Below are 14,323 nucleotides of genomic sequence, written 5' to 3'. Positions count from 1 at the left end.
ATGAAAAAAGTAGCAATTTACGGTCAGTCTTACAATACAAACTCAATTAATGAAGTATTGTTATTGATTGACGTTTTGCAAGAAAAAAAAATCGTTGTTTTCTTTGAAAAAGAGTTTTATGATCTTTTTCAGAAAGAAAATTTACTACCAAAAAAGTATCCAACATTTTCTCATTTTAATGATTTAAACAACTCGTTTGATTTATTTTTTACAATTGGCGGAGACGGAACTATATTAAGATCTATAACGTATATACGTAATTTAAATATTCCTGTATTGGGAATTAATACGGGTAGACTTGGTTTTTTAGCAACCATCCAAAAAGAAGAAATTAACCAAGCTGTAGAATTATTATTACTTGAAGAATACAAAATTCAAGAAAGAACACTTTTAAGTGTAAAAACAACCCCGAAAACAGAAGAGCTTTCTGAAATTAATTTCGCCCTAAACGAAGTTACTGTTGCTAGAAAAAACACTACTTCTATGATTGGAGTAAAAACATTTTTAGACGAAGAGTACTTAACAAATTATTGGGCTGACGGATTAATTGTTTCAACTCCAACAGGATCAACCGGGTATTCTTTAAGCTGTAACGGGCCCGTTGTTTTGCCAGATTCTAAAAGTTTAGTTATTACACCAATTGCACCGCATAATCTAAACGCTAGACCCTTAGTGATTTCGGAAAACACAAAAATTAAACTAGAAGTAAGTGGTAGAGAAGATACCTTTTTAATGTCTTTAGATTCTAGAATTGCAACCATCAATGAGGACACTCAAATTTTTATCGAAAAAGCAGCTTTCACTATTAAAACGATTGCACTTACCAATCAATCGTTCTTAAAAACATTAAGAAGTAAATTATTGTGGGGAGAAGACACTAGAAACAACTTAAAACATTAATTACAGACTACAATATTTCCCTAAAATAATAGTTATTCAAAAAAGACAAGTTATTAACTTTATAAAGCAAATTGAATTAACTATATTTGCACGCTATTTTTTAAGATGAAGAAACAACTTTTAGCAATAGTATTTATTTGTATCACAAGTATTTCATGGGCACAAATAAATGAAATTGGAGTGTTTATCGGGGGAAGCAATTATGTTGGTGATGTAGGAAGAACTACTTATATGTATCCAAATAACATTGCTGCAAGCCTTATTTACAAACACAATTTAAATCCAAGAATTGCTTTAAGAGGTACTTTAAGTTATTTACCTATCAGTGGAGATGATTCAAAATCATCAAATTTAGTTAGAGTAAATAGGAATTTTAATTTTAAGAATTCTATAAAAGAAGTAGCCGTAGGAATTGAATATAATTTTTTTGAATATGACATGACTTCTGAAGATAAAATATACACACCGTATATTTTACTAGAAGTTGCGGCATTAGGTTATGATAGTGTTGAGTCTGAGATTGTTCCAGGACAATACAATTTAAAAACTAAAATTTCATATGCAATTCCGTTTGGATTAGGGTTTAAAGGAAAGTTGAGTGATAATATTGGATTTGCATTAGAAACAAGAGTAAGATATACATTTACTGATGATTTAGATTATACAACAAGCAACGTTCCATCATTAAATTTTGGAGGAAACTCTAACGATTGGTATATGTTTACTGGAATTTCATTAGTATACGCATTTGGAAGACCAGCTTGTTATGCAGAGTTAAGATAATATATGGATAAAAAACTACACATTAATTTACAAAAAGTACCACAACATGTTGCTGTTATTATGGACGGTAATGGTCGTTGGGCTAAAGGTAAAGGTATGGAACGTATTTTTGGTCATAGAAATGCCTTAACAGCAGTAAGGGAATCTATAGAAGCAGCTGCAGAAATTGGTGTAAAAGTAATTACGTTGTACGCTTTCTCTACAGAAAATTGGAATCGCCCAAAAATGGAGGTAAATGCTTTAATGAAACTCTTAATTACATCATTAAAAAAAGAATTGCCCACTTTTCAAGAAAACAGTGTTAAAGTAAATGCTATTGGAGACATTACTAGTTTGCCTGACAATGCTCAAAAAGTATTATCTGAAGTTATCGATATTACTAAAAACAATTCTAAAATAACTTTAACTATGGCATTAAGTTATGGTTCTAGAGAAGAAATTGTTAATACTATCAAAAACATATCTAAAAAAGTTGTTAATAACGAACTTCAAATAGAAGAAATTGACGAAAAAGTTATTAATAATCATTTATATACATTTAATTTGCCCGATGTTGATTTAATGATTCGTACAAGTGGCGAGCAGCGCATCAGTAATTTTTTGCTTTGGCAGATGGCATATGCCGAATTGTATTTTACAAATATACTTTGGCCAGATTTTAGAAAAAGCGATTTTTTTGACGCAATAATTGAATATCAAAATAGAGAACGACGCTTTGGTAAAACAAGCGAACAAATTGAAACACCAAATGAGTAAATATACTATTGTAGTACTATTTTTATTAAGTTTTTTAACTGTAAATGTTAACGGACAAACCAATAATACATCATCTAAAGATACAATCCCAACACAAATATCTTATGTAAAAGGACAAGAATATGTTTTAGGAGGAATTACAGTTACTGGATTAAAAAAGTTTAGCGAAGAAACAGTAAAAATATTTACTGGTTTAAGAAACGGACAACTTATTAAACTGCCTGGAGATAAATTAACAAGCGCAATTAAAAAGCTTTACGAAAGCAAACAATTTAGCGATGTTGATGTATATATTTCAAAGCTTGATGGTGATGTTGCTTATTTACAATTTAACGTAACAGAATTACCACAATTAAAAGAAGTTACTTTTTCTGGAATTAAAAAATCAAAAAGAAAAGAATTAAAAAAAGATACAGATCTTAAAACTGGCGCAATGGTAACTGACAATTTAATTGTTACCTCAACCAATTATTTTAAAAAGAAATTTACTGACAAAGGTTTTTTAAAAACCAAAGTATCTATAAACACATCAAAAGACACTTCAGACATTAATGTTGTAAATATAGATGTTCATATAGATAGAGGAACACGTATTAAAATAAAAGATATTTCTTTTATTGGCAATAAAGAATTTTCTGACAGTAAGCTTAGAAAAGCGATGAGCAATACCAAAGAAAAAATGTTTGGTAGGTTTTGGAAATCTTCTAAATATATTGAAGATAATTATAGAGAAGATTTAGAAAGCATTTTAGAAAAATATAGCAGAAATGGTTATAGAGATGCACGTATTTTAAGCGACAAATTAGTTTGGAATGACGACAATACAATTAGTTTAGAAATTGAAGTAGAAGAAGGAAGACAATACTATTTTAGTGATATTAATTATGTTGGAAACAAAAACTTTACGGTAAATCAATTGTCAAGAATACTTGGTATCGACAAAGGCGATGTTTATAACGGAACTGTGTTAAAAGAAAGAGTAAAAGGAGATAACACTCCAAATTCTCAAGATTTACAAACCCTGTATCATAATAACGGATTTCTTTTTGCTACAGTTGATGCCGTTGAAACAAAAGTAGAAAACGACTCCATTACAGTTGAGGTTAGAATTCGTGAAGACGAAAAAGCAACTATTAAAAAGGTTACTGTTTTTGGAAACGAAAAAACTAACGACCACGTAATATATAGAGAATTAAGAGTAAAACCAGGAGATTTATTTAATAGAGCAGAAATCATTAGATCTATTAGAGAAATAGGTCAATTAGGTTTTTTTGACACAAATGTTACTCCAGAAGTAAAACCAGATTGGCAAAATAAAACTGCCGATATCGATTTTACAGTTACAGAAAAAGGAGGTAGTCAAATAGAATTACAAGGTGGTTATGGTGGTGGTGCTTTTATCGGAACGTTAGGATTATCGTTTAACAATTTCGCTATTAGAAACATGTTTAAAAAAGAAGCTTACAAACCTTTACCAACAGGAGATGGTCAAAAACTATCTTTACGTTTACAAGCAAGTAGAACATACAGCACCTATAGTTTTTCATTTACAGAGCCATGGCTAGGTGGTAAAAAACCACAATCATTCTCATTCTCAATTTACAACTCAAATCAATATCAGTACGATTATAGAACGGGTATTGTAGATAAAGATCAAAATTTAAGTATCGTTGGTGTTACGCTTGGTCTTGGAAAAAGATTGCAATGGCCAGATGATTATTTTCAACTATCACAATCTATAAGTTACCAAAACTTTAGTTTAAACAATTATGGGTTTAGAGTTGGTACAGATATTTTAAGCAATGCCAATTTAAATAATTTATCCTATAATATTCAGTTAATTAGAAACTCAGCCGGACCATCACTAATATTCCCAACCTACGGATCAGAATTTAGTATTGGTGCTAAGTTAACATTCCCTTACTCGTTAGTAAACGGAAAAGATTATACAAACATTAGCCTAGCTGAAAAGTATAAATGGATGGAATATTACAAGTTAAGTTTTAAAGGAAAATGGTACACAGCATTTACAGATAAACTTGTTTTAATGATGAATGCTGAAGGTGGATTCTTAGGAAACTACAGCAGTAAAGTTGGTGCAACTCCATTTGAAAGATTTTTTGTCGGTGGAGATGGGTTAGCCGCTTATCAATTAGACGGAAGAGAAACCATTGGATTAAGAGGATATGAAAACAGTCAGCTTTCTTCTATTCAAGGTGGAACAATATATAATAAATTTCAATTAGAATTACGTTATTCTATTACTGACAAACCTGCAACTTCTATTTATACTTTAGGTTTTTTAGAAGCTGGAAATTCTTACGACAATTTTAGCAGTTATAATCCGTTTGAATTAAAAAGGTCTGCTGGTGTTGGAATACGTATTTTTATGCCTGCGTTTGGATTGCTAGGAATTGATTTTGCTCACGGATATGATGCATTACCAATTTATAACAACTCTCCAAATGCTCCAAAATCTGGTTGGCAAACACATTTTATTATTGGAAGGCAGTTCTAAAAATTAGATATCTAGCTAGTAAAGTATTCTATTTTTGGCACGGTTTTTTCAAAACAAAAACTATTAAAGATGAAAAAAATATTCGTATTAATCGTTGTTTTGTTTACCCTACAAAATAGCATTGCGCAAAAGGGTCAGAACCTAGCATATATAGATATGGAATATATTTTAGAAAATGTTCCTGAATATGTAACCGCACAAAATAATTTAAATGCTAAAGTTGAAAAATGGAAAAGCAATTTATCTAAATTAGAAAGGCACATAGAAGTTCTTAAAACAGATTTAGCAAACGAAAAAGCAATTTTAACAAAAGATTTAATTGAAGAAAAAGAAGAAGACATTACTATAAAAAAAGAAGAACTGGCAAGATTAGAGTCTCTATATTTTGGTCCGCAAGGAGATTTATTCATTTTAAGAAAGCAATTGGTAAAACCAATACAAGATTTGGTTTATAATTCGGTTCAAAGTATTGCAAAAAGAAAAAAATATGACTTTGTTTTAGATAAATCTAGCGAATTAGTCATGTTATATTCAAATAAAAAATACGATATTAGCGAACTCGTTTTAGCAAGCATTGTTAAAGACCGAAAAATTAAAACTTCTAAAGACAATGTTGCTGCAAAAAAAACAGCAGCTCAAGAAAAGTTAGAAGCAATAAAACAAGCTAGACTAAAGAAAATTGAAGATCAGAAAAAAGCAATACAAGCAAAAAGGGAAGCTAAAATAAAAGAAAGAGATGCTAAAAGAAAATTACTTTTAGAAAAAAAGAATGCTGCAAAAAAGAAAAACGAAAAGAATAAATAACAAAGAATAAATAAATTAAAATTAAAACAAGGAGAAATGAAACAATTTAAAAAGTTATTATTAATAGCTGTATTTATGTTAGGTGTAGGAGGAGTTGCCAATGCACAAAAAATCGGTCATATAGACACTGCTAAGTTAGTGCAAAATATGCCAGATACTAAAAAAGCAAACTCTGAACTAGAAAAGATTCAAAAAACATATAAAGATGATATTGAGGCTAATATAAAAGCTTATCAAACGAAAGCACAAAGATATGCTGCTGAAGAAAAATCTCAAACTCCAGAAACAAATGCTAGAAGAAAAGCCGAATTACAAAGTGATGCAGCTAAAATTCAACAAGCAGAGCAAATTGCTACTCAAGAGTTAAGAAAAAAAGAAATTGAGTTGAAAAACCCAATCTACGAAAAGGCTCAAAAAGCAATTCAAGATGTTGCTGCAGCAAAAGGATTAGTATATGTTTTTAATTCTGCTCCAGGCGGTGGATTAATTATCTTTGAAAAGGGAACAGACATTTACGATGCTGTAAAAGCTAAATTAGGATTCTAAAGAAATCTACTTTAATTATAAATTAAAAAAAACCTACTTAATAAAGTAGGTTTTTTTATTTTTGTTAGTATATGAATCTAGCTTCTAAACAATCTATTGGCGTCTTTGATTCTGGTATTGGAGGAACTTCTATTTGGAAAGAAATACATGAACTTTTACCAAATGAAAACACCCTTTATTTATCAGACAGTAAAAACGCACCTTATGGTCAAAAATCAGAAAAAAAGATTCTTGAATTGTCTATAAAGAATACAGAATTCTTACTCCAAAAAAACTGCAAGTTAATTGTAGTTGCTTGTAATACGGCAACAACAAATGCTATTGATTATCTTAGAAATAATTACAGTGTTCCATTTATCGGAATTGAACCAGCTATTAAACCAGCTTCAATAAACACCAAAACAAAAAATATTGGCATTTTAGCCACAAAAGGAACTTTAAATAGCAGCTTATTTGCTACAACATTAAACAAAATAAATCAAGAAGTATCTATCGTTGAACAAGTTGGTGAAGGCTTGGTAGAACTGATTGAAAATGGACAATTAGTTTCTTCAGAAATGACTCAGCTATTAACCAATCATTTACACAAATTACTTCAACACAATATTGATTACCTGGTTTTAGGATGCACCCATTATCCGTATTTAATCCCTCAAATACAAGAAATCATTGGAAATGACATCACAATTATAGATTCTGGGCAAGCGGTCGCAAAGCAGACCAAAAGAGTTTTAGAAGAAAATGGTTTATTAAATACTCAGAACTTACAAAGCAATCACTTATTTTACATCAACACAAACACCAAAGTGTTGGAATTTGTTTTAGGAAACAATCAAAATTATAGTGTAGAAAAATTAGACTTCTAGTTTAAAATGAAGCGTTAATATTAGGACAAGCTGCTGCTCTTTGTCTTTTTTGAAAAACATTTATTCCTAAAGTAATTTGATGGTATCCAGAATCAGAAAATACAATATCACCTAATTGTTTTGTATACGTATAAGAAACCATCATTTGATTGTAATTAATACCAACAATTGGAGAAAGGTAGTTGAGATTTTCTATCGCTCCATTATCAAAACTTCTTCGGTAAGATACCGCTGCCCAGAGTTGGGCTTTGTTAAAGTTTTTGTACGCTTTAATATTAAAATCTGTAATTACTTCGCCTGTTCCTTCACGTAATTGCAACATAAAAGAAGGCTCTAAACTTATAATATCTCTATGCTCAAAATAATAGCCTGCACTAAAAATATAATTTCTTAAATCTAGCGGCTCTAAACTATTATTCAAGTTGTTTTTAGCAGAAAGCAATAAGTTTTTCACAGTAAAGTACGATGAAAAACCAACTTTATGATACGCAACACTAAAGTCTGCATTAAAATAACTTGTACTTTCTATAAGTTGCTGAACAGTTCTATCGCCAAAGAAGGTTCTTTGATCGGATTGATTTTGAACCGCTGTTGCAGACAATCCAAAAGACAATTGCTCAAATACACTTCCGTTACCAACATTTAAATGAAATGCATAACTAGCCTGAATTCCTTTTTGAGAGTGGTATCCGTTTTTATCATTAAAAACAACAAAACCTAATGCTGCTTTTTCGCCAAATCTATTGTGAAAACTCAAGGTTTGTAATTCTGGTGCATTTTCAACACCTTGCCATTGCTTTCTTCCTGTAGCTCTAATTTTACCGCTAGATCCAATTCCTGCTGCCGATGGATGAATTAAAAATACATTATCAGACAAATAATCAGAATAAATTGGAAGTGTCTCTTGACCTAAAGCAGACAAGGAGCTAAAAAGAAAAAAAAGAAAAATTAGTACTCTTTGCAAAGTGTTGTATTTTAAGCTTTCAAATATAACATATTCAATTAATGATACCATTTTTAAACTTAAAATAATATTGAGAAAATCAATTCTAATTAAAAATAGTGTTTTTCAATTCTATTATTCTTTATCTTTATCCATTAATCAATCATTAAACTGTTTATCACATGAAAATTAAAGCTGCTTTTTTCGCCCTAATATTTATTCTTCTTTTCGTTGGATGTAAATCAAACGAGCTAAAACTACCAAATCAATTAAATGCTGTTGCTTCTTCAAACAACATTAAAATTGATGAGCCGCAATTATTAAATAACATAAAAATATTAGCTAGCGATTCTTTAGAAGGAAGAGGTTTTACGAAACCAGGTAACTATAAAGCACAACAATTAATTGCAAACGAATTTAAAAGATTGCAATTAGCAACCGTTATAGAAAATGGATACATTCAAGAGTTTAAAACCACTTATAAAGGCGCAAGAAGACAACGTATGTTTCCTGTAAAAGGCAAAGAAAGAAACGACGCAAATGTACCTGACACCACAGTAGTTGGTGGAAATGTAATAAGCATGATAAAAGGAAAATCTAACAAAGTAATTGTAATTACTGGACATCATGATCATTTAGGAATTAGAAACGGAAAGATATATAACGGAGCAGATGATGACGCTTCAGGAACTGCTGCTGTAATTGCAATTGCAGATTATTTTAAAGATAAAACTCCAAATCATACCTTAGTTTTTGCAACTGTTGATGCTGAAGAAGCAGGAATGCATGGTTCTGCTTATTTGGTGAAAAATTTTCCTTTAGGAAAAGAGAATATCGTTTTAAATATTAATATGGATATGATTTCTCGAAATGATAAAAACGAATTATACGCCTGTGGTATATTTCATTATCCGCACTTAAAAGAGCCTTTAACAAAGGTAAAATCTTCAATTACTTTATTATCTGGACATGATGACCCGAATGATAAAACAAAACAAAACTGGACAAATTCTTCAGATCATAGATCTTTTCATAAAGAGAAAATTCCGTTTATATATTTTGGTGTAGAAGACCACAAAGATTACCATAAAGACACAGATACTTTTGAAAACATAAATCAAGCGTTTTATGTAGAAGCCGTGAAATTAATTATTCAATCTATAGAAAATTACGACACATTTTTGAAAACAAACTAACAATAAAAAAATAAATTTCATAACAAGAAATTTAAATCTGAATATAATTATCGTATTTACTCTCTACTTTAAACTCAATAAAGTCAAAATGCATAAAACTTTCATTAATTCCGGTTAACTTCACTTTATGGAGTGAATTTCCTAGTTTCGAATCCCAATTAGCTTTAACTTTCACATGATTATCTGTATAACCATATATATAATCCCCTCTTCTTTTCTTCTCAAACAGAACGGTTTTTTCTTTACCTAATTGACCTTCATAAAAAGTTTTTAATTTCTTTTTAGAAAGCTCTATCAGCATCTTTTCTCTTTTTCTACAAACTGAATCTGAAACAATTCCTTCCGTTATTTTAGATGCTTTAGTCCCAATTTTATTTGAATAGACAGTCGTCTGTATATTTGAAATATCTACTTCCGATAAAAACTGAACAGTCTCATTGAATAACTCGTCTGTTTCTCCAGGAAAACCAACAATGATTTCTACAATTATATAAGCATCTGGCATTATTTGTTTAATATTAGAAAATAACTCTTTATAGTGTTTTAAAGGAAAAGGGCGATTCATTTTTGTTAATATTTCATCGCTCGCACTATCCATTCTGATACTAAAATAAGGCGAAAATCTTTTAGATTTTTTTATAAAGTTCAACGTTCTATCACTAAACATAGGAGTGGTTACAGATAAAAAGCTAAAACGATGTATATCCCCAATTTTATCTAACTCCATTAAAAGCTCTAAAAAACTATGATCATGTTTTAAGTTCCCTTTTTCTCCCGTTCCAAAATCGCCAATGTTATCTCCAATTAACACAATGTCTTTGATCCCTTCTTCTGCCATTCTTTCTGCATTTGCAACGATGTTCTGCAATGTATCACTTCTAGAGCGCCCTTTCCTTATAGGAATTGGACAATATGCACATTCATGATCACATCCTTCTTGTATTTTCAAAAAAACAGAAGTTTTCTCTTTAGAGATTTTTGACAAATAGCCTTTTCTCTCTGCATAGCTTGTAAACCAAGCAAAGAAAACATAAAACACAATTGTAAAAAGCATTTCTATTGCAATATAAAAACCTATCTCTTTCATAATAAAAAAATGATACAAAACAAGTATTATCATACTTACTGCCAAATATTGTGACACAACAACAGTAAGCCGCTTTTTTCTAAGCAGTAAAATGATTGCAAGTAAATTGGTTATAACAATTATTAAATAAATGTAGTTCGTCCATATGGGAGATTCATTTAGAATTTCTCTTGTAGTTTTTGGTAAAAAATTAAGAAAATAATCAATTTCAAAAAATCGAACTACTCCCAAAAAAAAGAAAAGTAAACTCAAAAAAATTGTAAAAAAAGTAATAATTCTAAACGAACTCAGGTATTTAATTCTTATATAAGAGAGCATAATAACGGGGGATTAATAAGCACAAATATAATTAAAATGCAACTAAGATGACTAAGCAAATTTCTTAAAATACATCTACTTAAGGAAAGTTCAAGTTATAAATTTGAATGGAGTTAAAATGTAAAGATAAACGAAGTGTCCATCTTTAAATATCTTTAGTCCATTATCATGGCTTTTAATTTTTAAAAGCGGGGCTTTGTCAAAAACAGAAATTACAGTATAGCTGAGTGTATTATAAAAGAAAGTAACTATTTCTAATTACTCTTTTTGTTGCGGAAATTGGACTTACTTCTACAAATATCAGTATAAGCTTCTCGTCCAATCTGCTTTAAACGATAAAAAGTCAAAACTTAACTGTTTTGACTTTTTATTAGTAGCGGGAATTGGACTCGAACCAATGACCTTCGGGTTATGAGCCCGACGAGCTACCTACTGCTCTATCCCGCGATTTGGACTGCAAAGATACAACCATTTTCTATTTCTTTCAAAAAAAATCAACTTTTATTTTAAAAAAACTTAATCCGCTCAACTACAATATCCTAACTTTTAAAGGTTGATAAATTAAAAAACAAACTATCTTTGCAGCATGACACATAAAGCAGGTTTTGTAAATATTATTGGAAATCCGAATGTTGGGAAATCAACATTAATGAATGCCTTGGTTGGAGAGAAATTATCTATTATAACTTCTAAAGCACAAACAACAAGACATCGGATTTTAGGAATTGTAAATAACGACGATTACCAAATTATTTTTTCTGATACACCAGGGATTATTCAGCCTGCATATCAATTACAAGAGTCTATGATGGATTTTGTAAAGTCGGCTTTTGATGACGCCGATGTGTTAGTGTATATGGTAGAAATGGGCGAAAAAGAGTTAAAAAACGAAGCTTTTTTTAACAAAATTATCCATAGTAAAATTCCTGTTATATTATTATTGAATAAGATTGATACTTCTAACCAAGATGAAGTTGAAGAAAAGCTTTCATATTGGACAAAAAAAGTACCAAATGCATCAGTCTTTATCATTTCTGCTTTAGAGAAATTTAATATTGATGTTGTTGTAAATAAAATTATTGAGTTTCTACCAGAAAGCCCAGCTTTTTATCCGAAGGACCAATTAACAGATAAACCAGAACGCTTTTTTGTCAATGAAAAGATTAGAGAAAAAATTCTGATGCATTATAAAAAGGAAATTCCGTATTCTGTAGAAGTAGAAACCGAAGAGTTTGTAGAGGAAGAAAAAATTATCAGAATTCGTTCTGTAATTATGGTTGAACGCGATACTCAAAAAGGAATTATCATTGGGCACAAAGGAGCTGCAATAAAGCGCGTTGGTACTGAAGCTCGAAAAGATTTAGAACTCTTTTTTGATAAAAAAGTTTTTATGGAACTGTATGTAAAGGTCAATAAAAACTGGCGAAACGACAAAAATCAATTAAAGCGTTTTGGCTATAAAGACTAATTCTTTTCTTAGTCAGCCTTGTACGTTAACTTCATTGTAATAGAAGCAGTTTTTAATTTTGATGTTGTATTAAATGTTCCGCCCCAAGAATAATCTTCTTTAGAATTTTGACCCGTAATTTGAAAGATTCCCATTTTTGCAGAGATTAAATTCCCTAATTTTCCTCCAGAATTGGTGGCAATATTATCTGCTCTTAATTTTGCATCAGATGTTGCTTTAGAAATCATTTCTAATTTTAAATCTGCTAATTTTGTATAATAATATCTTGGTGGTTGCGAGTAAAATTCGATTCCTTTATTTAACAATTCTGTAATTTCTCTAGAAATTTTTTCTACTTTTTCTACATCATTAGAATCAACTTGCAGCGATTGTGTTAAAATATACCCTAAAAACTGTTCGCCAATATATTTCCCCTCTTTATTATAACTTGCTTTTGTGTTTTTTCTACTTGTTACCGCTTTAAAAACTAGTTCGTTTGGTTTAATTCCTTTAGAAAACAAATAATCAGAAATTATTTTCTTTGATTTTTCTAAATTGTTATAGGCCAATTTCAAATTTGTGCTTTCGTTTGAAAAAGAACCTTCCCAAACAATTAAATCTGATGTAAAATCAGCATTCCCTAATCCTGTAACAGAAATAATTCCGTCTGTATTATTTCTATTTACAATAGAATTTCCTAATAAAAATGCCGCAATTACAATAGCAATTGAAAAAATGATGGCTGTAAAATTGTTTTTCATGGTCGTAAAATTTATAACTCTTTAAAATTAAACAAATATCATTCCCTAATTAGTATCTTTGCAAAAATATTTTTTTTAGATGAATAATAGTATTGTTGCCATTGTAGGAAGACCAAATGTAGGGAAATCGACGTTGTTTAATCGATTGGTTCAGAGAAGAGAAGCGATTGTAGATTCTGTTAGTGGAGTAACTAGAGATAGACACTACGGAAAATCTGATTGGAACGGAAAAGAATTTTCTGTAATTGATACCGGTGGATATGTGGTTGGTTCTGATGATATTTTTGAAGATGAAATCCGCAAACAAGTTCAATTAGCGTTAGACGAGGCAGATATTATTGTTTTTGTGGTTGATGTAGAGCAAGGAATTACTCCTATGGATTCTGAAGTTGCAAAATTGTTGAGAAAGGTAAAAAAACCGATTTTTACTGCAGTAAATAAAGTTGATAACGCCATGCGTGATGCAGATGCTGTTGAATTTTACAATTTAGGACTAGGAGATTATCACACAATTTCATCCATTAACGGAAGTGGAACTGGAGAATTATTAGACGCATTAGTCGAAAAAATGCCAGAACCAGAAGAAGTTGATTTAGAAAAAGAAGAATTGCCAAGATTTGCTGTTGTTGGACGACCAAATGCAGGAAAATCATCTTTTATAAATGCTTTAATTGGCGAAGAAAGAAATATTGTAACTGATATAGCAGGAACAACAAGAGATTCTATTGACACAAAATACAATCGTTTTGGATTTGATTTTAATTTGGTTGATACAGCCGGAATTAGAAAAAAATCGAAAGTAAAAGAAGATTTAGAATTCTACTCTGTAATGAGAGCAGTTAGAACCATTGAATATTCTGACGTTATCATTTTAATGATTGATGCAACTCGTGGTTTTGAAGGTCAAGATCAAAACATTTTTTGGTTGGCAGAAAAAAACAAAAAGGGGGTTGTCATCTTAGTAAATAAATGGGATTTAGTTGATAAAGAAACCAACACCGTAAGAGATTACGAAGCTGCCATTAGAAAAGAAATTGCTCCGTTTACAGATGTGCCAATTATCTTTGTTTCGGTACTTACAAAGCAGCGTATTTTTAAAGCAATAGAATCTGCTGTACAAGTATTTCAGAATAGAAAAAACAGAATTCCCACTAGCAAACTAAATGAAACCATGCTAGAGGTTATTAAAAACTACGGACCACCAGCAATAAAAGGAAAATTTGTAAAAATTAAATACTGTATGCAATTGCCAACTCCAACGCCGCAATTTGCCTTTTTTGCAAATTTACCACAGTATGTAAAAGATCCATACAAAAGGTTTTTAGAAAATAAAATGAGAGAGATTTACGATTTTTCTGGAGTTCCAATTATTATTTATTTTAGACAGAAATAGCGTCT

Annotated in this window: 13 protein-coding genes and 1 tRNA gene; 10 read left to right on the top strand and 4 right to left on the bottom strand. The window is 30.3% G+C overall.

Features of this window, described 5'->3' with window-relative positions; genetic code table 11:
• The 7 genes from ACEWL1_RS05100 (at position 1) to murI (ending at position 7,173) form a co-directional block, all read left to right on the top strand.
• Complete coding sequence (locus ACEWL1_RS05100; RefSeq protein WP_409232200.1) at positions 1-900, top strand: NAD kinase; 900 nt, start codon at positions 1-3, stop codon at positions 898-900.
• 105 nt (positions 901-1,005) lie between these two features.
• Entirely contained in the window at positions 1,006-1,683 is a 678-nt protein-coding gene (porG, locus tag ACEWL1_RS05095) for a type IX secretion system protein PorG (RefSeq protein WP_409232199.1), read from the top strand.
• A gap of 3 nt (positions 1,684-1,686) precedes the next feature.
• A complete protein-coding gene (locus ACEWL1_RS05090) occupies positions 1,687-2,439 on the top strand; it encodes an isoprenyl transferase (RefSeq protein WP_409232198.1) in 753 nt (250 codons plus the stop codon).
• Positions 2,432-4,957: an outer membrane protein assembly factor BamA gene (bamA, locus tag ACEWL1_RS05085; RefSeq protein ID WP_409232197.1), complete on the top strand. Its 2,526-nt coding sequence runs from the start codon at positions 2,432-2,434 to the stop codon at positions 4,955-4,957. The genes ACEWL1_RS05090 and bamA overlap by 8 nt, the downstream gene beginning before the upstream one ends.
• 69 nt (positions 4,958-5,026) lie before the next feature.
• The gene (locus tag ACEWL1_RS05080; RefSeq protein WP_409232196.1) at positions 5,027-5,761 is read left to right on the top strand and encodes an OmpH family outer membrane protein; all 735 of its coding nucleotides are present in this window, start codon (positions 5,027-5,029) and stop codon (positions 5,759-5,761) included.
• Positions 5,762-5,797: 36 nt separating this feature from the next.
• Positions 5,798-6,307 (top strand): OmpH family outer membrane protein, encoded by a 510-nt coding sequence (locus ACEWL1_RS05075; protein ID WP_409232195.1) that lies wholly within the window; start codon positions 5,798-5,800, stop codon positions 6,305-6,307.
• Positions 6,308-6,378: 71 nt separating this feature from the next.
• A complete protein-coding gene (murI, locus tag ACEWL1_RS05070) occupies positions 6,379-7,173 on the top strand; it encodes a glutamate racemase (protein WP_409232194.1) in 795 nt (264 codons plus the stop codon).
• Between the two features lies 1 nt (position 7,174).
• On the opposite strand, the gene ACEWL1_RS05065 is transcribed toward murI, so the two are convergent.
• A complete protein-coding gene (locus tag ACEWL1_RS05065; RefSeq protein ID WP_409232193.1) occupies positions 7,175-8,137 on the bottom strand; it encodes a PorP/SprF family type IX secretion system membrane protein in 963 nt (320 codons plus the stop codon).
• A 161-nt stretch (positions 8,138-8,298) separates the two neighbouring features.
• Here ACEWL1_RS05065 and ACEWL1_RS05060 point away from each other — a divergent pair, with 161 nt between their 5' ends.
• Positions 8,299-9,312 (top strand): M20/M25/M40 family metallo-hydrolase, encoded by a 1,014-nt coding sequence (locus ACEWL1_RS05060; RefSeq protein ID WP_409232192.1) that lies wholly within the window; start codon positions 8,299-8,301, stop codon positions 9,310-9,312.
• A 31-nt stretch (positions 9,313-9,343) separates the two neighbouring features.
• Here the strand turns inward: ACEWL1_RS05060 and ACEWL1_RS05055 are convergent, their stop codons facing one another.
• On the bottom strand, positions 9,344-10,399 hold the full coding sequence (locus ACEWL1_RS05055; protein ID WP_409232191.1) for a radical SAM protein: 1,056 nt from the start codon (positions 10,397-10,399) through the stop codon (positions 9,344-9,346).
• Positions 10,400-11,091: 692 nt separating this feature from the next.
• A tRNA-Met gene (locus ACEWL1_RS05050) sits at positions 11,092-11,164 on the bottom strand.
• Between the two features lie 139 nt (positions 11,165-11,303).
• On the opposite strand from ACEWL1_RS05050, the gene era reads away from it, so the two are divergent.
• Positions 11,304-12,185, top strand: a complete 882-nt coding sequence (gene era / locus ACEWL1_RS05045; protein WP_409232190.1) for a GTPase Era — start codon at positions 11,304-11,306, stop codon at positions 12,183-12,185.
• A gap of 8 nt (positions 12,186-12,193) precedes the next feature.
• Here the strand turns inward: era and ACEWL1_RS05040 are convergent, their stop codons facing one another.
• Positions 12,194-12,925 (bottom strand): SIMPL domain-containing protein, encoded by a 732-nt coding sequence (locus ACEWL1_RS05040; protein ID WP_409232189.1) that lies wholly within the window; start codon positions 12,923-12,925, stop codon positions 12,194-12,196.
• Positions 12,926-13,004: 79 nt separating this feature from the next.
• Here ACEWL1_RS05040 and der point away from each other — a divergent pair, with 79 nt between their 5' ends.
• Complete coding sequence (gene der, locus ACEWL1_RS05035; protein ID WP_409232188.1) at positions 13,005-14,318, top strand: ribosome biogenesis GTPase Der; 1,314 nt, start codon at positions 13,005-13,007, stop codon at positions 14,316-14,318.
• The last annotated feature ends 5 nt before the right edge of the window (positions 14,319-14,323 follow it).

Origin of the sequence: Polaribacter gochangensis (assembly GCF_046224025.1) — a bacterium.
Lineage (GTDB): Bacteria > Bacteroidota > Bacteroidia > Flavobacteriales > Flavobacteriaceae > Polaribacter > Polaribacter gochangensis.
The sequence above is the reverse complement of the archived record's forward strand: the minus strand, read 5'-3'. Positions and strand labels throughout refer to the sequence as shown.

Excerpts from the sequence above, each read along its gene's own strand:
- ACEWL1_RS05100 (WP_409232200.1), top strand. The coding sequence starts at position 1 with ATGAAAAAAGTAGCAATTTACGGTCAGTCTTACAATACAAACTCAATT.
- porG (WP_409232199.1), top strand. The coding sequence starts at position 1,006 with ATGAAGAAACAACTTTTAGCAATAGTATTTATTTGTATCACAAGTATT.
- ACEWL1_RS05090 (WP_409232198.1), top strand. The coding sequence starts at position 1,687 with ATGGATAAAAAACTACACATTAATTTACAAAAAGTACCACAACATGTT.
- bamA (WP_409232197.1), top strand. The coding sequence starts at position 2,432 with ATGAGTAAATATACTATTGTAGTACTATTTTTATTAAGTTTTTTAACT.
- ACEWL1_RS05080 (WP_409232196.1), top strand. The coding sequence starts at position 5,027 with ATGAAAAAAATATTCGTATTAATCGTTGTTTTGTTTACCCTACAAAAT.
- ACEWL1_RS05075 (WP_409232195.1), top strand. The coding sequence starts at position 5,798 with ATGAAACAATTTAAAAAGTTATTATTAATAGCTGTATTTATGTTAGGT.
- murI (WP_409232194.1), top strand. The coding sequence starts at position 6,379 with ATGAATCTAGCTTCTAAACAATCTATTGGCGTCTTTGATTCTGGTATT.
- ACEWL1_RS05060 (WP_409232192.1), top strand. The coding sequence starts at position 8,299 with ATGAAAATTAAAGCTGCTTTTTTCGCCCTAATATTTATTCTTCTTTTC.
- ACEWL1_RS05055 (WP_409232191.1), bottom strand. The coding sequence starts at position 10,399 with ATGAAAGAGATAGGTTTTTATATTGCAATAGAAATGCTTTTTACAATT.
- era (WP_409232190.1), top strand. The coding sequence starts at position 11,304 with ATGACACATAAAGCAGGTTTTGTAAATATTATTGGAAATCCGAATGTT.
- ACEWL1_RS05040 (WP_409232189.1), bottom strand. The coding sequence starts at position 12,925 with ATGAAAAACAATTTTACAGCCATCATTTTTTCAATTGCTATTGTAATT.
- der (WP_409232188.1), top strand. The coding sequence starts at position 13,005 with ATGAATAATAGTATTGTTGCCATTGTAGGAAGACCAAATGTAGGGAAA.